Below are 19,785 nucleotides of genomic sequence, written 5' to 3' on the forward strand. Positions count from 1 at the left end.
GGCTGAGTGGTTAGTTAACAGAATGCCATCACGCAGCGTGATTAACGATCGGTCATGGTCATCTGTGTCGGCATTTATGCTGTAAGAATAGTTTGTTTATAAAAGGGAATTTAGGTTTATAGGTTTTTTCCGAACTCTCTGACAGCACCAGGGTCTGATAAATGTTCAGAATGTGTATAGAAATTGTTTAGGTCATGCCAGGACTAAAATCCCAATGAATTATATTAGAATGCTTACCCAGCAAAAGTTATCTCTGATGCTGGCCGTTTATATCGGTATTTTCTTAAATTTTTCAGTATCTTACCGACGCTTTGATCCTCTGTTCTCCAGTTTTAAACCCATGCAGTGGCTCTCCGCACTGGCGGAAGTGACCGCAGCGGTTCTGCTCACTTTCTTCCTGATGCGCCTGCTGTCGCTGGGTGGGAAATGGTTCTATCGCGTTACCGCGACCCTGCTGGTGCTGATATCCGTTTCGGCCAGCTATTATATGACCTTCTTCAACGTGGTTATTGGTTATGGGATTGTCGCGTCGGTCATGACGACCGACGTTGATTTGTCGAAAGAGGTCGTGGGATATCACTTTATTCTGTGGATGGTGCTGGTCAGCATCGTGCCGCTGGTGCTGATATGGACCAATAAACAACGAATGACGCTGCTGGAACAGCTCAAAACCCCAGGCCAGCGTATTAAACCACTGCTGACGCTGCTGCTGGCCGTCGCTCTGGTCTGGCTGCCGATTCGCTACTTCGACAAGCTGCAAAGCGCCAACGAGAAACTGACCAATATTGACCTGCCAAGCTACGGTGGCGTCGTGGCTCACTCTTATCTGCCGTCAAACTGGCTCTCGGCGCTGGGGCTGTTTGCCTACACCAGCTACGATGAAAAGATGGAGCATGATGACCTGCTCGATCCGGCGAAGAAGTTTAGCTACGTTGCGCCCGCCGCGGGTCTTGACGATACCTACGTGGTATTTGTGATCGGTGAAACTACGCGCTGGGACCACATGGGCCTGTTGGGCTATGAGCGCGATACCACACCGAAGCTTTCGCAGGAAAAAAATCTGGTCGCCTTCCGTGGCGAATCCTGTGATACCGCCACCAAGCTTTCCCTGCGCTGCATGTTCGTTCGCGAGGGCGGTACCATGGACAACCCGGGACGCACCCTGAAAGAGCAAAACGTCTTCGCCGTGCTGAAAGAGTTAGGATTCAGCTCCGAGCTGTTCGCTATGCAGAGCGAAGTCTGGTTCTACAACAATACCGACGCCGACAACTATGTCTTCCGCGAGCAGATTGGCTCCGAGCAGCGTAATCAGGGCAAATCGGTGGATGACATGCTGCTGATCCCGGAGCTGAAGGCATCAATCGATCGCCATCCGCAGGGAAAACATCTGGTGGTGTTGCATACCAAAGGCTCCCATTATCTTTACTCGCAGCGTTACCCGCGTGAGTACGCGCGCTATCAGCCGGAATGTATGGGGGTCGATGACACCTGCAGTAAAGCCATGCTGATTAACGCTTTCGATAACTCGGTACTGTATACCGATACGGTACTGGACAGCGTGTTCGACCAGCTGCGCGATAAGAAAGCCATCGTCTTCTACGCGGCGGATCACGGTGAATCCATCAGCGACAACATGCACCTGCACGGCACGCCGCGCAATATGGCCCCACCGGAGCAGTTCCGCGTGCCGATGATTGTCTGGGCGTCGGACAAGTATCTGGCTGATGCCAACAACAAAAGTGCATTTGAACGCCTGCAGGAGCAGCAACGCGCGGGCAAAACGCATCGCCACGTAGAGCTGTTCGATACCATTATGGGTTGCCTGGGCTATACCTCACCCAACGGCGGTATTAAGCAGGCGAATAACTGGTGTGCCGACCCGAAAGCAGTGGCAGAGGGCAGTACGGCGAAATAAGCCCCTCTGGCTTAGGTTACCCAAAACTCAATCACGTCGACGGACCGGCGTGGTGCTGGCTTTCATCGATTTGCAGCTTAATCGGGTAGGAGAACATCCTGCCCGTTACCCCCACACCTGAATACCCTGCCAGTAAAACCGCCAGATCGACCTTTCCCCCAGTACGCCACCCCCAATTCAAATACCAGGCCGACATTTAAAACAGACGACGCTAAATCCGCAGAGCGGACGGGTTCCGGCTCTGAACCGGCAATCCACAGCGCTGAACGAAGAGAGGAAGCCAGGATTTGGCCGCATGGACGCGGCCAAAAGCCGCAGCCGGTCCAGGACGGCCCGTCTGAGGCGGTCCGACAGGCTGACGAACGGCGTGAGGGAACCACGCAGCGCGCGTGGCGCGAGGCGCTAGGACCAGCCGATCAGAGCCGGAACCCGCCCGCGAACGCCACCAGCGTTAAAGGCAACACCAATATTCCAGCCAATCACTTCACGCGTACCAGTGGCTTTATACCCGTCCGACAATCTCCCCACCCCCAACATAAAACTCTACTGTTGCAAAATTATCCACCGTTTCAACCCGCATTAAATCCGACAAAAAAACAACCTAACATGATGTTATATATGTAAATAAAATCTTAATTCGCGACGAATTATGTTGATGTCCGATTCACGTTAAACGACGATTTTTCACCGGACCGTTGCAGCATATTTATCTATAAGTTAGCCATATGGATAATTTTATCGCGCGGCAGACGGGGTTATTCGGTTTATTTTAAAGGTTTTTTCTCAACGCGATCCGCTGGATATCAGCATCGTATTTAGCGATTAATCTGGTTTTGTGACGAAGTCATAAGTTTTTAATCCGCAAAATAGAGCTAATTGTTTTTTTAATATTTGCATGCGGTTTCTCACACTCTGCGTAAATACACTACGATTGTATTGACGTTCCTTGAAACTGTTGACAAATTGAAACCCCAGCACAAAAGGTAAGGAGATTTGTCTGAAGGTTTCTCAATCGTATGGAAACCGCAAACTCCGCTCCCAGGACTGACGCCGCAAGGCATTACGCCAGACCACACAAAAAAATTATCGGTCGGCACGCAACACACAACATCACATCACTATTGGAGCTAAGCATGAGTATTTCCCTGACTAAATCCGGGATGCTGAAGGTCGGTTTCAGCGCGATCGCACTAATGATGGCCGCCAGCGTACAGGCGAAAACCCTGGTTTATTGTTCTGAAGGATCGCCAGAAGGGTTTAACCCTCAGCTGTTTACTTCCGGTACCACCTACGATGCCAGCTCGCGCCAGATTTATAACCGTCTGGTGGAATTCACCATCGGTACCACGGAACTGCACCCGGCTCTGGCGGAAAAATGGGACGTCAGTGAAGATGGCAAAACCTATACTTTCCATCTGCGTAAAGGCGTGAAGTGGCAAACGACCAAAGACTTTAAGCCAACGCGCGACTTTAACGCCGACGATGTGGTTTTCACCTTTGAGCGCCAGCTGGATAAAAATAACAAGTATCACGGGGTTTCCGGCGGCAGCTACGAATACTTTGAAGGCATGGACATGCCTAACCTGATTAGCAAAATTGAGAAGGTTGACGACAACACCGTACGCTTCGTCCTGACCCGCCCTGAATCACCGTTCCTCGCCGACCTGGGAATGGACTTTGCCTCTATTCTGTCTGCGGAATACGCCGACAACATGCTGAAAGCGGGCACTCCGGAAAAAGTCGACCTGAACCCGGTCGGTACCGGTCCATTCCAGCTGCAGCAGTATCAGAAAGATTCACGTATTCTCTATAAAGCCAACGCGGACTACTGGGGCGAGAAGCCGAAGATTGACCGCCTGGTGTTCTCCATCACCCCTGATGCATCGGTGCGCTACGCCAAGCTGCAGAAAGGCGAATGCCAGGTGATGCCGTATCCAAATCCTGCTGACATCGCCAGCATGAAGAAAGACACCAAAATCAACCTGATGGAGCAGCCGGGTCTGAACGTCGGCTATCTGTCGTTTAACGTTGAGAAAAAGCCGCTGGATAACCTGAAAGTTCGCCAGGCGCTGACCATGGCGGTGAACAAGCAGGCGATCATCGACGCGGTTTACCAGGGTGCAGGACAGGCGGCGAAAAACCTGATCCCACCAACCATGTGGGGCTACAACGACGCCGTGAAGGACTACGCCTACGACCCGGAAAAAGCCAAAGCGCTGCTGAAAGAAGCGGGTATGGCCGATGGCTTTGCTATCGACCTGTGGGCGATGCCGGTACAGCGTCCGTATAACCCGAACGCTCGCCGCATGGCGGAAATGATCCAGAGCGACTGGGCGAAGATTGGCGTGAAGGCCAAGATCGTCACCTATGAGTGGGGCGAGTATCTGAAGCGCGCGAAAGCCGGTGAACACCAGACCGTGATGATGGGCTGGACCGGTGATAACGGAGATCCGGATAACTTCTTCGCCACTCTGTTCAGCTGTGCGGCAGCCAAAGACGGTTCGAACTATTCACGCTGGTGTGACAAATCGTTTGAAGATTTGATTCAGCCTGCCCGTGCGACTGAGGATCACAACAAGCGTATCGAACTGTACAAGCAGGCTCAGGTGGTGATGCATGACCAGGCTCCGGCGCTGATCATTGCCCACTCAACCGTGTATGAGCCAGTGAGCAAAAAAGTGTCCAACTACGTGGTTGATCCACTGGGCGGACACTACTTTGCCCAGGTTGATATCGCCGAGTAACGAACCCGATAAGGGGTTGAAGAGCTGCATCGGTGGCTGTTCAACCCCTTTCGATGTTTCGAAGCCCGCTAAATCCTTGTTTATTCAGGTCAAGGCGCAGTTCGCTGCGTCGTGGCCGGGTCTACCCGGCTACAAGATGTGAGCAATAATAATCCCGCAGGCTAAGACCGGCGGGAAACAGAAGAGAGTACGGAATATGCTGCAGTTCATACTCCGACGGCTGGGACTCGTTATCCCAACGTTTATTGGTATCACCCTGTTAACTTTCGCGTTTGTCCACATGATCCCCGGCGACCCGGTGCTGATTATGGCAGGTGAACGCGGGATCTCCGCTGAACGTCACGCTCAGCTGCTGGCCCAGCTTGGTCTGGATAAGCCACTCTGGCAGCAATACTTCACCTATGTCTGGAACGTGCTGCACGGCGATTTAGGTATGTCGCTGAAAAGCCGCATTCCGGTATGGGACGAATTTGTTCCGCGCTTCAAAGCGACAATGGAACTGGGCATCTGCGCCATGCTGTTTGCGGTAATCGTCGGCATCCCCGTTGGCGTGCTGGCCGCGGTTAAACGCGGTTCAATTTTCGATCATACCGCGGTGGGTATCTCCCTGACCGGTTATTCCATGCCGATTTTCTGGTGGGGCATGATGCTGATCATGCTGGTTTCGGTGCAGCTTAACCTGACCCCGGTGTCAGGGCGCATCAGCGATACGGTCTTCCTCGACGACACGCTGCCGCTGACCGGCTTTATGCTGATCGACACCCTGATCTGGGGCGAGCCGGGCGACTTTATTGATGCCGTGATGCATATGATCCTGCCTGCCGTGGTGCTGGGCACCATTCCGCTGGCGGTGATTGTGCGTATGACCCGTTCGGCGATGCTGGAAGTGCTGGGCGAGGATTATATTCGCACCGCGCGCGCCAAAGGGCTGACCCCGATGCGGGTGATTATCGTCCACGCGCTGCGCAACGCGATGCTGCCGGTGGTCACGGTGATCGGCCTGCAGGTCGGTACGCTGCTGGCCGGCGCTATCCTGACCGAAACCATCTTCTCCTGGCCAGGCCTGGGTCGCTGGTTGATCGACGCACTCCAGCGCCGCGATTATCCGGTCGTCCAGGGCGGCGTGCTGATGGTTGCCACGCTGATTATCCTCGTTAACCTGCTGGTCGACGTGCTTTACGGCGTGGTCAATCCACGCATACGCCACAAGAAATAAGGGGCCACTATGTCTGTTGTAGATCCGGGCAGCGTCCCTGCTGCACCCAAGCCGATGACCCCGTTACAGGAATTCTGGCACTACTTTAAGCGTAACAAAGGCGCGGTGATCGGCCTGGTTTACGTCGTCGTAATGATTTTAATCGCTATTTTTGCCAACTTCCTGGCACCGCATGCCCCGGCAGAGCAGTTCCGTGACGCGCTTTTGCGCCCACCGGTCTGGCATGAAGGCGGCAGCTGGCAGTACCTTCTCGGTACGGATGATGTGGGCCGCGATGTCCTTTCCCGCCTGATGTACGGCGCACGCCTGTCGCTGCTGGTTGGCTGTCTGGTGGTGGTTCTGTCATTGATTATGGGCGTGGTCTTCGGCCTGATCGCCGGCTATGTCGGCGGTGCGATTGATGCAGCGATTATGCGCCTGGTCGATATCATGCTGGCACTGCCGAGCCTGCTGCTGGCGCTGGTGCTGGTGGCGATCTTTGGCCCATCGATTGTCAACGCCTCGCTGGCGCTGACCTTTGTCGCCCTGCCGCACTATATCCGCCTGACCCGCGCGGCAGTGCTGGTGGAAGTGACCCGCGACTACGTCACCGCCTCGCGCGTGGCGGGGGCAGGGGCGATGCGCCAGATGTTTATCAATATCTTACCAAACTGCCTGGCACCGCTGATCGTGCAGGCGTCTCTTGGCTTTTCCAACGCGATCCTCGATATGGCCGCGCTGGGTTTCCTGGGTATGGGCGCGCAGCCGCCTACGCCGGAGTGGGGCACCATGCTCTCCGACGTACTGCAGTATGCGCAAAGTGCCTGGTGGGTGGTCACCTTCCCCGGTGTTGCCATTCTGCTGACGGTACTGGCATTCAACCTGATGGGCGACGGCTTACGCGACGCTCTTGACCCGAAACTCAAACAGTAGGCAGCGAGATGGCACTATTAACTGTAGATAAACTCTCGGTGCATTTCGGTGACGAAAAAGCACCGTTCCGCGCCGTAGACCGCATCAGCTACCAGGTTGAACAGGGGCAGGTGGTCGGTATCGTCGGCGAGTCCGGCTCCGGTAAATCCGTCAGTTCACTGGCAATCATGGGGCTGATCGACTATCCCGGTAAGGTCATGGCAGATCAGCTGGTCTTCGATCAGCGCAACCTGCAGCAGATTTCCGAGAAAGAGCGCCGCCAGCTGGTGGGTTCGGAGGTCGCGATGATCTTCCAGGACCCGATGACCAGCCTGAACCCCTGCTACACCGTGGGCTACCAGATTATGGAAGCGATTAAGGTGCATCAGGGCGGTAATCGCCGTACCCGTCGCCAGCGCGCGATCGACCTGCTGAACCAGGTGGGCATCCCCGATCCGGCCTCCAGGCTGGATGTCTATCCGCATCAGCTGTCGGGCGGCATGAGTCAGCGCGTGATGATCGCGATGGCGATTGCCTGTCGGCCCAAGCTGCTGATTGCCGATGAACCGACTACCGCACTGGATGTGACCATTCAGGCGCAGATCATTGAGCTGCTGCTGGATCTGCAACGCCAGGAAAATATGGCGCTGATCCTGATTACTCACGATCTGGCGCTGGTCGCCGAAGCCGCGCAGCACATCATTGTGATGTATGCCGGGCAGGTGGTGGAAACCGGTAAAGCGGTGGATATCTTTAAAGCACCGCGCCATCCCTACACCCAGGCTTTGCTGCGCGCGCTGCCGGAATTTTCCACCGACAAGGCAAGACTGGCCTCGCTGCCGGGCGTCGTGCCGGGTAAATATGACCGGCCCAACGGTTGTCTGCTGAATCCACGCTGCCCGTACGCCACCAACCGCTGCCGATCGGAAGAACCGCCGCTGCGCGATCTTGCAGGGCGTCAGTCCAAATGCCACTTCCCACTGGATGATGCCGGGAGACCAACTTATGAAGCCTGAAGGAACGAATCCGACCCTGCTGATGCAGGCGATCGATCTGAAGAAGCATTACCCGGTCAAAAAAGGCCTGTTTGGCCAGGAACGACTGGTGAAAGCGCTGGACGGCGTATCGTTTAACCTCGAACGCGGTAAAACGCTGGCGGTGGTGGGGGAGTCCGGCTGTGGTAAATCCACCCTGGGCCGCCTGCTGACGATGATCGAAACGCCAACCGAAGGCCAGCTGTTTTATCAGGGGCAGGATCTGCTGAAGCACGACCCGCAGGCGCAGCAGATGCGGCGGCAGAAGATTCAGATTGTTTTCCAGAACCCGTATGGCTCGCTCAACCCGCGTAAAAAAGTCAGCCAGATCCTGGAAGAGCCGCTGGTAATCAATACCAACCTGACTAAAGCCGAGCGCCGGGAGAAAACCCTGGCGATGATGGCGAAAGTGGGCTTGAAAACGGAGCACTACGATCGCTATCCGCATATGTTCTCCGGCGGCCAGCGCCAGCGTATTGCTATTGCCCGTGGCCTGATGCTTGACCCGGACGTGCTGATTGCCGATGAACCGGTCTCCGCGCTGGATGTGTCGGTCCGCGCCCAGGTCCTGAATCTGATGATGGACCTGCAGCAGGAGCTGGGGCTTTCCTACATCTTTATCTCTCACGATCTGTCGGTGGTAGAGCACATTGCCGATGAAGTGATGGTGATGTATCTGGGGCGCTGCGTAGAGAAGGGAACCAAAGAGGAGATTTTCGCTAATCCGCGGCATCCTTATACTCAGGCGCTGCTTTCCGCCACGCCGCGTCTTAACCCGGACGATCGGCGCGAGCGTATCAAACTGACCGGCGAGCTGCCCAGCCCGCTGAATCCACCGCCGGGATGTGCGTTTAACGCCCGCTGCCGTCGGCGGCTTGGCACCTGCACCCAGCTGCAGCCGCAGCTAAAATCCTGGGGTGGGCAGCAGGTCGCCTGCTTTGCCGTTGAGCAGGATGAGAGCGAACCGGCGGCCTGAAGGCGGCCATAATGCAAAAGCGGAGATTAGCTCCGCTTTCTTTTTAACAACGCTGAAACTGTACACACCTTAAACACTTAAGATAAGTAAAAGAGTCGTTTTACCGATAAAGGGAATTTTTTCCAGTAGTGATAACGAGTTAACGGATAACCTTAATAATTTAAAGGAAAATTAAGGAAAAGAAGTTAATAACTATTTTTAAGCTATTTCAAGTTTGTGAAATGAAAGCCTTTAACCCGGTAAAATTATCCAATTTATTAACATAGTCACTAATATGATAAGTGACGTTGGCAATAAATAATTTTGCTAGTAACCCGTTAATTTACTGATTGAAAATCAGCAAACTGCGCACTGAGATTAATCTGACGATTTCAAAAAGAGTGTGTTATATTGCCGTAAAATCCTCCTTCTGCGCGATCGCTTCTATGAAAAGTTATGATGACTTGCAGCGTTTTAAAGAAAAGACGCAAACAAACCACATCGAATTCAAAGATATGTCCGAGCAGTCACTCCATTCTGACAGCTCAAACTGGGCCATTATCAAGCAGTTGCTCAGTGATGGCACCGACCCGGTGCTGGATAAGAGTCAGAGGATTGATGTTGTTGCACCTCAGCCTATCGATCCGTCGGTGCTGCTGGCTCCGCCGGTAGCAGCTGCGCCCGCACAGCCGTTGCCGTCATTCTCCGCGTTGGAGGACCACACGCCATCGGTGGGCGCATCGTTATTCGACAGCATTTCATCATCGCTGAAGCCAGGCACGCCGCCTGAAGCATCCGCACCCGTTACGCCGCAGCCGGAAGTTCCGCCTGTTGCACCAGCGAAACCGGCGGTACAGCTGACCAAAGTCGCCGATCTGCGTCCGGAGTCTGTTGCTCAGGCATCAGGCTCGCTGTTCGATCAGCTGGCAAAGTCACAGCCAAGCACTGCGCAGAAAAAGCCTGATGCTCCGCTTGAGCAGCCCGCAGCGCCGCAGCTCAACGCGCTATTACAGCAGCCGGAGCCAACACAGCCGAACGCTCAGCCCCTGTTGCAGTCGGGCTTCCCGCTGCCGCCTCCGCCTGTGCAGCCGCAGCTGAATGCACTGCTGCAGTCGCCGCCGGTAGCGCCACAGCCTCAGCAGGTTGCCGCACCGCAGTATCAGCCACATCCGCAGCAGGTGCCGCCACAGTATCAGCCACAGCAGGTTGCTCAGCAGCCGTACTATGCGTCCCAGCAGGTTTCGCCGCAGCCGCTGTATCAGTCGCAGCCTCAGCAGGTCGCGCCGCAGCCCGTTTATCCACAGCAGCAGGCCGCACCGCTTTATCAGTCGCAGCCGCCAGCAACCTCGCCGCTTTTTGCCAGCAGCCAGGCGATACAGCCGCACGCGCAGCCTGCGGCAACATCTTCAAATATCAGCTATAAACAGTTATTCAGCCCGGCCCACGGCTCGGCTGAGCAGATCGTTTCTAAAGAGATGCCATTACAATCCCTGCTGGAGAAAATTGCCTCATGCCGTTAGTTTGCGTCTGTTCCCCTAAAGGCGGTGTGGGTAAAACCACCATGGCAGCCAACCTTGCACACGCGCTAGCCCGCAACGGTAGCAAAGTGCTGGCGATCGATTTTGACGTACAGAATGCGCTGCGTCTGCATTTTGGTGTACCGCTGTCGGACGGACGCGGCTTTGTCGCCAAATCTGCGGAATCGTCCGACTGGAGCCAGTCCATTCTCACCACCGGCGGGAACATCTTTGTTCTGCCTTACGGTGATGTTACCGAACAGCAGCGTATGCAGTTCGAAGATAACCTGACCCACGATCCGAACTTTATTATCCGGGGTCTGAACACCGTGCTGAACTATCCCGGTCTGGTGATTATCGCTGATTTCCCTCCGGGCCCTGGCCCGGCGCTGAAAGCTATGGCGGCACTGGCCGATATGCACCTGGTGGTGATGCTGGCCGACACGGCTTCGCTGTCGCTGCTGCCGCAGGTGGAAAATGAAAAACTGATTGGCAGCGCCCTGAATCATCGTAAAGGCCACTATTTTGTGCTGAACCAGAGCGACAGCCGACGCAATATCAGCCGCGACGTCACGCTGTTTATGCAGCAGCGCCTGGGCGACCGGTTAATTGGCGTGGTAAACCGCGATGAAAGCGTGGCCGAGGCAAATGCCTCACAGCAGTCTATTTTTGATTTCAGTTCCGTATCCGCTGCCGCGTTCGATATCGAACTGATCGGTAAACGTCTTTCCGCGCTGCTTGATATCAAAGTCGGCGATGGCGAGATGCATGCGCCGCTTCAGTCTCGCTAGAGCGGGCCACAGGAACCTGGCACGGATGCCTGAAGACGCGTGGTGAAATGCGCCACGAAGAATTATACCCACACGTGTTCAGGATGACTTATGAATAAAGTCCTGTTTTATCTGCTCTTACTCATCTTACTGCCCGTTGCGGCGGTAATCGTTATCACCCCGATGGATAGCCAGAAACAATATACCTTTGGTCTGATTGCCATCGGTATTGTGTTCCTGCTGGGCTTTATTAAGAGCAAGCCGGTCTCGCTGATCATGGTATTTCTTTCCGCGATCATGTCGACCCGCTATATATACTGGCGCGCTACCGAAACCCTGCACTTCAATTCCGAAGTGGAAGCGATTCTGGGTATCGGTCTGTTTATCGCCGAACTTTACGTCTGGCTGATTCTAATTCTCGGCTATCTGCAGACTTCCTGGCCGCTAAAACGCACCATCGAACCGCTGCCGGATGATATTTCACTCTGGCCGACGGTGGATGTTTACGTTCCCAGCTATAACGAAAGTCTTGATGTGGTTCGTGACACCGTGCTGGCTGCACAGTGTATTGACTACCCGCGCGACAAGCTCAAGATCTACCTGCTGGATGACGGCAAGCGCAGCGAATTTGCCCGCTTCGCCGCCGACGTCGGCGTGGGTTATATCACCCGCGACGATAACCGCCACGCCAAGGCCGGTAACCTGAACCATGCGATGAAAATCACCAAGGGTGAACTGATTACCGTCTTTGACTGTGACCACGTAGCCACCCGCACCTTCCTGCAGGCCACCGTGGGTGCCTTCCTGAAAGATGAAAAGCTGGCGCTGCTGCAAACGCCGCACTACTTCTACTCGCCGGACCCGTTTGAACGTAACCTGAAAGCCGCCCGCGAAATCCCTAACGAAGGCGCGCTGTTCTACGGCCCGGTACAGCAGGGTAACGATAACTGGAACGCAACGTTCTTCTGCGGTTCCTGTGCCGTAATTCGCCGTTCCGCGCTGGAAGAGATCAATGGTTTTGCGGTGGAAACCGTGACCGAAGATGCGCACACCGCATTAAAAATGCAGCGACTGGGCTGGGGTTCCGCGTTTCTGGCCATCCCGCTGGCTGCCGGTCTGGCTACCGAGCGTCTGGGTCTGCATATCGTTCAGCGTACCCGCTGGGCGCGCGGCATGACGCAGATTTTCCGCGTGGACAATCCGCTGCTGGGCCGTGGCCTGAAGTGGCAGCAGCGCCTGTGCTACCTCAACGCCATGCTTCACTTCCAGTTCGGTCTGCCGCGCGTGGTGTTCCTGACGGCGCCGCTGGCCTACCTGCTGTTTAACCTGAACATTATTCACTCATCGGCCAGCCTGATCTTCGCCTACGTGCTGCCGCACCTGGTGCTGTCGCTGTACGTGAACTCCCGCATGAATGGCCGTTTCCGCGCCACCTTCTGGGGTGAAATTTACGAAACGGTGATGGCATTCCACCTGGTGATCCCGACGTTGCTGACGATGATTTCGCCGAAGCACGGCAAGTTTAACGTAACGGATAAAGGCGGCCTGCTGGATGTGGGCTTCTTCGACTTCAACATCGTCCGTCCGCACGTGATCTGCGCCCTGCTGCTGGCAGCCGGGGTGATCAGCGGCATCGTACGCGCCACCGCTCACGACTACTTCGGCGTAGACCCTTACGTTATTGCGCTGAACGTCGGCTGGGCCACCTTCAGCCTGATCATTCTGATGGCGGCGATTGCCGTGGCGCGCGAAACCAAGCAGGTACGTAAAACCATTCGTATCGACGTGAATATCCCGGCAATTGTGCACTATGCCAGCGGTATCTCCTCACGCTGCCACACCATCAACCTGTCGATGGGCGGCGCGCAGCTGACCGCACCGGATCAGCGCTTCGAGAATGATGAGATTGAAGAGATCGAACTGATGCTGCACTCCGGCGCTATCTCGATCCCGGTCCAGCTGATCAGCGCTGATTCCGGCGTGCTGCGCTTCCAGTTTAAGGACATTCCGCTGTCGCGCCGCCGCGAGCTGGTACGCGTGGTGCTGTCCCGCGCCGATGCCTGGCTGAAACCGGAAGGGCCAAAAGATAACCCACTACGCTCGCTGGTTAACATCATTCGTACAGTATTCGAACTGTTCTGGCTGACCTGGAAAGATCGCCGCGCGAATAAAAAGCGCCGTATGCGTGCTGAGAAGGATGGAGTGGCATGAAGCAATTGATACTTCGCGCACTGTGCCTGAGTACTGCGCTGACGCTGAGCAATCTCAACGCCGCAGATACGGCCAACAACAATTCGCAGTTTGGCAACTTACTGAATAACTTTGTTCCTGCCAACCAGGGTAACGGCGCGGAAGCTGAAGAGAACGATCAGCCCGCTGCGGCATCAGACAATCCGGCACCGGCAACGGGCGCGGAAAACGGCTTGCCTGCGGGCAACGAACCGGCGCTGCCGCCGGGATCGGTGGCCGAGCTGCCAGGGCTGCCTCCGCTTCCTGCACCGCCTGCTGATACCTCACCGATGGTCTCCCTGAATCAGCCGCTCTCCAGCACAGTGACGGTTGCACAGATGGGCCAGCCGCAGGGCGTGCTGCTGACCGGTGGCCAGCTGCAGTCCGGTATCACCTTTACGCTGCCGGGCGATGAAGTGATCACCAATGCGCGTCTGAATCTGTCGCTGAAGGTCTCTTCCGCGCTGGCGGCGCGTAATACCTCGCTGCAGCTGATGATGAACGGTCAGCCTCTGGGTACGCTGCCGCTGAGCGCGTCGGATAAAGAAAGTGAAGACTATCAGCTGGATATCCCGGCGGCGATGGTGGTCTCAAGCAACAACCTGAGCTTCAAAATTAACGATGCTGACCAGCTCCTGTGCGAGCGCGACAGCGAAGATCAGTACCAGGTGACGATCCTGCCAACGACCACGCTGTCGCTGGAAGGTCAGCAGCTGAACATCGGCACCAGCCTGAGTAATTTCCCGCGGCCGTTCCTCGATCCGCTGCGGATGAACTCCTCCAGCGTCGCCATGGCGTTTGGTGAAAATATTCAGCCGGGCGAAGTCAGCGCGGCGGCAATTCTGGCGTCGTGGCTGGGCATTCAGGCGGACTACCGTGGGATTACCTTCCCGGTGCTGCGCGGCCAGCTGCCGGAGAAAAACGGCGTGGTGTTCGGCCACCCGGGTGAAGTGATTTCCAGCCTGACGCTGCCGGAAACCAGCGTGCCGCTGGTGAAAATCGTCGATAACCCGGACAACCCGGTCTATAAACTGCTGCTGGTCGTCGGTAAAGACGACCTGCAACTGCGCCAGGCGGCAACCCGTCTGCTACAGCCAATGAAGGTAGACAGCGCCCAGCTGGAAGTGGGTCAGCAAACGCTGCCGCTGCGTAAACCTTATGACGCTCCGCGCTGGATTAATACCGAGCGCCCGGTTCGCCTGAGCGAGCTGCTGCGCCAGGATCAGAACCTGACTGCCAACGGCATCTGGCATGACGCGCTGCGGGTTAACTTCCGCGCGGCACCGGATCTGTTCCTGTGGGACGGCGATACGCTGCCGCTGCAGCTGAACTATCGTTTCCCGTCTGAAAACTGGATTGATGAAGATAACTCCGTTCTTAACGTCACCCTGAACGGCACCTTCCTGCGTAATCTGACGGTCAATAAACTCGGGCTGCTGGAAAATATCTGGCACCGCCTGGGCGGCGACGCACGCCAGGAGAAATACACGCTGAAACTGGACCCGTATCTGATTTACGGTGATAACCAGCTGCAGCTCTATTTCAATATCAAACCGAAGGCCAACGCACCCTGTAGCGTTCTGACCAACAACAATATTAAGAGCCGAATCGAAGAAGACTCCTCGATCGATCTGAGCCACACGCGCCACTTCGCGATGCTGCCGAACCTCTCCTACTTCGTCGGTGCCTCGTTCCCGTTCTCGCGTCTGGCTGACTATTCCCAGACCGTACTGATGCTGCCTGAGAAGCCGGCTAATGCCGAAATCAGCGCGCTGTTAAACATGGCAGGGCGTTCCGGTAATGCCACCGGCGTAGCGCTGGCCTACAACAACGTGGTGTTCGGCGTACCTGGCGGCGGCGCGATGCGCGAACGTCTGGAAAACAGCGATGTCCTGGCGGTGTCCACGCTCGGTCAAACCGCGTTTAACGAGTCGATTCTGGCCGCTTCACCGTATGAAGTTCACGGCCATACGCTGGGCGTGAAAGTGCAGGGAACGCTGGAAAAACTGCGCAGCTGGCTGACCGGCGACTGGTCACGGCAATCACTGGATGCCGACCGCTATCTCTCTTCTAACGAAGACTGGCGTGGGTTTGTCAGCTATCGCTCGCCGTGGAACGGCAGCCGTCTGGTGGTGATGACCATCGCGACCGACGACGATCAGCTGAACCGCCTGAGCAACGATTTAACCTTGCAGCGCATCAACGCCGGTATTCGCGGCGATACGGCTATCATTACGGATGAAACCGGTGTGCGCAGCTTCCGCGTTGGTGCCCAGTTCCCCAGCGGACAAATGCCGTGGTACATGATGGTGGTCTGGTATGCCAACCAGCACTCCGTTCTGATGGCCCTTGTGGCACTGCTGTGTTCGACATTAGTGGGATTAAGTACCTACGTGCTGCTGAAACGCCACTCATGGCGTCGCCTGCATCCACCGAAATCATCCCGTTCCTCTGGCGAGAAAAAAGAATGATGAAAACACAACTCACACAGTTAAGCGCCAGAATTCGCCATCGCTGGATGATCGGCGGCAGCCTTGCGCTGTCGGTCATCTCCTTCCCGCTGATGGCGGCTGATAACAACCCGGCCGTTCAGGCGCTTTTTGACCAGGCAAACTACTGGCATCAGAAATCGCATGACAATCTGGCGCGTGAAGCGTTACAGAAAGTGCTGATGGTGGACGGCAATAACACCCAGGCGATGTATCTGATGGCCCTGTGGTCGCAGCAGAACGGCGACACCGCAGGCATGACCAAATGGCGTACCCGGCTGAGTGAAGTGTCGCCGCAGGACCCGCGTCTGGTTGAGCTGGATAACGCCCGCCAGATGCAGTCGATTCCGGCAGCACAGCTGTCGCTGGCCCGCCAGCAGGCGCGCACCGGCAACACCGCCGCCGCGCTGCAAACCTGGCGCAACACGTTCAGCGGCAACCAGCCGCCTGCCAGCGTGGCGGCGGAATACTATCTGACGATGGCCGGTGACCGTAACATGCTGCCGCAGGCGATCGATAACCTGCGCCAGTTCAGTGCCCAGAACCCGCAGGATAACGCCGCCAAGCTGGCGTTGGCCAAAGCGTTGACCTATCAGGAATCCACCCGTCGTGAAGGCCTGCAGTCGCTGGAAACGATGGCTCCGGCGAATCCGGATGCCGACCGCTCGCTGCGCCAGGCGCTGCTGTGGCTGGGCCCGAAACCGACCGATGATGCGCTGTATCAGAACTACCAGCAGCGCCATCCGCAGGATACGGCGGTGATGGCCTACTACCGTAAAAACGTCGGTGGCGAAACCAAAGGTCAGGGCTTTAACGCGCTGAACAGCGGCGACGTTTCCAGCGCGCAAAACGCATTCGACCAGGTGCTTCAGGTTAATCCGGAAGATGCGGATGCGCTGGCCGGTCTGGGCTACGTTGCCCAGCGCAACGGCAATTATACTCAGGCCGCCGACTACCTTGAGCGTGCGGCCAAACTGGGCGGTAATAACAGCCAGCAGCGTCAGCAGCAGGCGGATGATGCCCGCTTCTATGGCCAGCTGGCCACCGCTCAGCAGGCGCTGAAATCCGGCAATACCGCACAGGCGCTGTCGCTCAGTGAGCCACTGACTCAGGCCGCCGGTGAAAAAGGCGTTTCCGCCAAACTGTTCCGTGGCGATGCGCTGCGCCGCAGCAACCAGCTCGATCAGGCGGAACAGACCTTCCGCAGCGTGCTGGCCACCGATGCCGACAACCGCCCGGCCAAAGAAGGGCTGTTCTACGTGCTGCGTCAGCAGAATCGTACGGCAGAAGCCAATACGCTACTGGCCTCACTGCCAGCCAGCGTTCGCGCTGCGGTCACGCCGCGCCCGGTCGCCACCAGCGATCCGGTGCGCAACGAGGCCAAACAGGCGCTGGCGGCGGGTAACCCGCAGCGTGCGGTGTCGATCCTCCAGCAGGGGATGCAGCGCTTCCCGTCAGATCCGTGGCTGCGCCTCGATCTGGCGCGTATCTATGAGCAGCAGGGCAATTCGGCTCAGGCCGCAGGCGTCATGCAGCCCGCTTACCGCAACGGTGCCTCCAGCAACGAAGTTTACGCCGCCGCGCTGTTCGCCAGCGAAACGGGGTCGTGGGCGCAGGCCAACAGCCTGCTGTCACGTATTCCGGCCCGCAGCCAGAACGCCGACATGCGCACGCTGGCACAGCGGGCCAGCTTTAATCAGCAGATGGACGTTGCAAAACAGTACCTGGCGCAGGGCAACAGTGCCGCCGCTGCCAATACGCTGAAAGTGCTGGCGGCCAATCCGCCGTCCAGCCCGTCCGATGCTGGTAATCTGGCGAAAGCCCTGGCCCAGGCGGGCGATATGAGCACCGCCGTGTCGGTAGTACGCGGCAACATGCGCCGTGGCGTGCAGGGCAATGCCGGGGACTATGCCGCACAGGCCGCCGTACTTGAGCAGGCAGGATTAGGTGCCGAGGCGCAGAGCTTCCTCAGCAGCCCGGAAATCCAGTCGCGCAGTACGCCAACCCAGCTGGCCGGTATTCGTAACGGTGGGGTGATCAATGAAGTTGACCGCCTGCGCGAGCAAAAACAGTACGCGGCGGCCTACGACAAACTGATTACCGCCCTGCAGAAAGATCCGCAGAACACCGACCTGATGTTTGCCATGGCGCGGCTCTATCAGTCCGGCAAAATGAACAAAGAAGCTGGCGTGGTCTACGACTACCTGATGACTCGCGATACGCCGAATCAGGATGCGCGTGAAGGCGCTATCAACGTGGCGCTGGCGCTGAACGATGTCCCACGCGCGCGCTCACTGAGTACCGGCCTGCGCGGTCAGCAGTCACCTGAGCGCCTGCTGCTGCTGGCTCGCGTGGCGAATGCCGACGGCGATCATAACGAAGCGCTGAGCTACCTGCGCACCGCGCGTGGCAAGGTGATCGGTCTTTCGGGCGCAGATACCGGCAGCAGTGCGGGGATTGGCGGTCTGGCGATGTCAGACAACCCGTTTATCAACCGCACCACGCTGTCGCCGCGTCCTTCACCATCAACCTACGGTAAAACCATGCCGTGGCAGCTGTCGCCGACTTATCGTGATTACCGCGATATTCCGGGCGCTACCTTCACCATGGGTAATGCACCGCTGCTGCGCGAGAACCAGACGCTGGCCCAGATTGATACCATGATGGCCGATCTGGAAAAAGACACCGGAACCTGGATGCAGGCCGGGGTGCAGATCCGCAGCCGCGACGGCGAGAATGGTCTCAGTAAACTGACCGAAGCCAAAGCGCCGCTGACCTGGACCAGTTCACCGCTGGGTGATGCGCACTTTGACTTTACCGTTACGCCGATTAATCTCAGCGCGGGCAGCGCCAGCGGCGATGCCTATCGCCGCCTTGGCTCCGGCGCAACCGAACAGGCGATCGGCAACCTGCTGGAAACCATCAAGAGTGAACAGACCTACATCAGCACGCTTAACGCGACCGATCTGGCGACCTTCAACACCACCAATCCGGGGGTGGCGACCGCGCTGACCGCGCTGGACGGTATCACTTTTGAAGAGTTGAACCCGCTGACCGCCACCGGATTGAGCAACCTCACCAGCCTGAACAACAACACCGCGCTGAAAAATTATCTGGTCGCCTCCACGCGTAAACCGAGCGTGGACAGTGCCAGTTCCGGTACCAGCGACTCGCAGAACGCCAGCGGCGTTGAGCTGAACCTGGCGCTGACCGGCACCAGCTACAAGATCGACCTCGGCAGCACGCCGCTGGGTCAGGACTTGAGCACCATGGTCGGTGGCGTGAAGTGGGCACCGAAGCTGACCGATTATCTGACGCTGATCCTCACCGGGGAACGTCGTGCGGTGACCGACAGTCTGCTCTCCTATGTGGGCGTGCAGGATAAGCTCTCCGGCAGCAACTGGGGACGGGTGACCAAGAACGGCGGTAACGCCCTGTTAAGCTATGACGACGGCGATGCCGGATTCTACGTTGGCGCAGGGGCCTACAGCTATCTGGGTGAGAACGTGGCCAGCAACCAGAGCCTGGTCGCCAACGCCGGTGCCTACGTTCGTCCGTACCATTACGACGATCGCGAACTGAAAACCGGTATCAGCCTGAGCTGGATGGATTTCAAAAAGAACCTCAGCTACTACAGCTACGGCCAGGGCGGCTACTTCAGCCCGCAAAACTTCGTCAGCGTCGCCTTCCCGATCGACTACTCGCAAAGCTATGACGATCTGAGCGTGCGCATCGGCGGTTCGGCGGGTTATCAGGCCTATACCCAGGATCGCAGCGCCTATTATCCGAACAATCCTGAGTGGCAATCCGCGCTGGAATCAGCAGTTACTGCTGGTTTTGCCAAAGAAGCCTACTATTCCGGCGGCAGTAAGAGCGGAGTTGGCTATAATCTTCATGCGGGTGCGGATTACAAGATTAATAAAAATATCACCGTCGGTGGTCAGCTGGGTTATGACACCTTTGGTGAATATAACGAAAGCACGGCGCAACTTTATTTCCGTTACATGCTGGGAGGTAGTCAATAA

General features: G+C 56.8%; 11 protein-coding genes. All 11 read left to right on the forward strand.

Annotated features, from left to right (window positions below; genetic code table 11):
* Window positions 1-214 precede the first annotated feature (214 nt).
* The 11 genes from eptB to JOE09_RS23030 all read left to right on the forward strand — a co-directional run bounded on the left by eptB (window position 215) and on the right by JOE09_RS23030 (window position 19,785).
* A complete protein-coding gene (gene eptB, locus JOE09_RS22980) occupies window positions 215-1,915 on the forward strand; it encodes a kdo(2)-lipid A phosphoethanolamine 7''-transferase (protein WP_205067482.1) in 1,701 nt (566 codons plus the stop codon).
* Window positions 1,916-3,048: 1,133 nt separating this feature from the next.
* Entirely contained in the window at window positions 3,049-4,659 is a 1,611-nt protein-coding gene (dppA, locus tag JOE09_RS22985) for a dipeptide ABC transporter periplasmic-binding protein DppA (RefSeq protein ID WP_205067483.1), read from the forward strand.
* 196 nt (window positions 4,660-4,855) lie between these two features.
* Window positions 4,856-5,875, forward strand: a complete 1,020-nt coding sequence (gene dppB, locus JOE09_RS22990) for a dipeptide ABC transporter permease DppB (protein WP_200545876.1) — start codon at window positions 4,856-4,858, stop codon at window positions 5,873-5,875.
* A gap of 9 nt (window positions 5,876-5,884) precedes the next feature.
* Window positions 5,885-6,787, forward strand: coding sequence for a dipeptide ABC transporter permease DppC (gene dppC, locus JOE09_RS22995; RefSeq protein WP_205067484.1), 903 nt, complete (start codon window positions 5,885-5,887; stop codon window positions 6,785-6,787).
* Between the two features lie 8 nt (window positions 6,788-6,795).
* On the forward strand, window positions 6,796-7,782 hold the full coding sequence (dppD, locus tag JOE09_RS23000) for a dipeptide ABC transporter ATP-binding protein (protein ID WP_105593688.1): 987 nt from the start codon (window positions 6,796-6,798) through the stop codon (window positions 7,780-7,782).
* Complete coding sequence (dppF, locus tag JOE09_RS23005) at window positions 7,772-8,776, forward strand: dipeptide ABC transporter ATP-binding subunit DppF (RefSeq protein ID WP_123334543.1); 1,005 nt, start codon at window positions 7,772-7,774, stop codon at window positions 8,774-8,776. The genes dppD and dppF overlap by 11 nt, the downstream gene beginning before the upstream one ends.
* A 425-nt stretch (window positions 8,777-9,201) precedes the next feature.
* Complete coding sequence (gene bcsO, locus JOE09_RS26360) at window positions 9,202-10,275, forward strand: cellulose biosynthesis protein BcsO (protein ID WP_275584449.1); 1,074 nt, start codon at window positions 9,202-9,204, stop codon at window positions 10,273-10,275.
* The gene (bcsQ, locus tag JOE09_RS23015) at window positions 10,266-11,063 is read left to right on the forward strand and encodes a cellulose biosynthesis protein BcsQ (RefSeq protein WP_105593690.1); all 798 of its coding nucleotides are present in this window, start codon (window positions 10,266-10,268) and stop codon (window positions 11,061-11,063) included. The genes bcsO and bcsQ overlap by 10 nt, the downstream gene beginning before the upstream one ends.
* 90 nt (window positions 11,064-11,153) lie before the next feature.
* The gene (gene bcsA, locus JOE09_RS23020; RefSeq protein ID WP_205067485.1) at window positions 11,154-13,253 is read left to right on the forward strand and encodes a UDP-forming cellulose synthase catalytic subunit; all 2,100 of its coding nucleotides are present in this window, start codon (window positions 11,154-11,156) and stop codon (window positions 13,251-13,253) included.
* Window positions 13,250-15,742: a cellulose biosynthesis cyclic di-GMP-binding regulatory protein BcsB gene (bcsB, locus tag JOE09_RS23025; protein WP_205067486.1), complete on the forward strand. Its 2,493-nt coding sequence runs from the start codon at window positions 13,250-13,252 to the stop codon at window positions 15,740-15,742. Before bcsA ends, bcsB begins: the two co-directional genes overlap by 4 nt.
* Window positions 15,742-19,785 carry a cellulose biosynthesis protein BcsC gene (locus tag JOE09_RS23030; protein ID WP_205067541.1) on the forward strand — a complete coding sequence of 1,348 codons (4,044 nt, stop codon included), beginning with the start codon at window positions 15,742-15,744 and terminating at the stop codon, window positions 19,783-19,785. The genes bcsB and JOE09_RS23030 overlap by 1 nt, the downstream gene beginning before the upstream one ends.

Origin of the sequence: Pantoea coffeiphila (assembly GCF_016909495.1) — a bacterium.
Taxonomy (GTDB): domain Bacteria; phylum Pseudomonadota; class Gammaproteobacteria; order Enterobacterales; family Enterobacteriaceae; genus Erwinia; species Erwinia coffeiphila.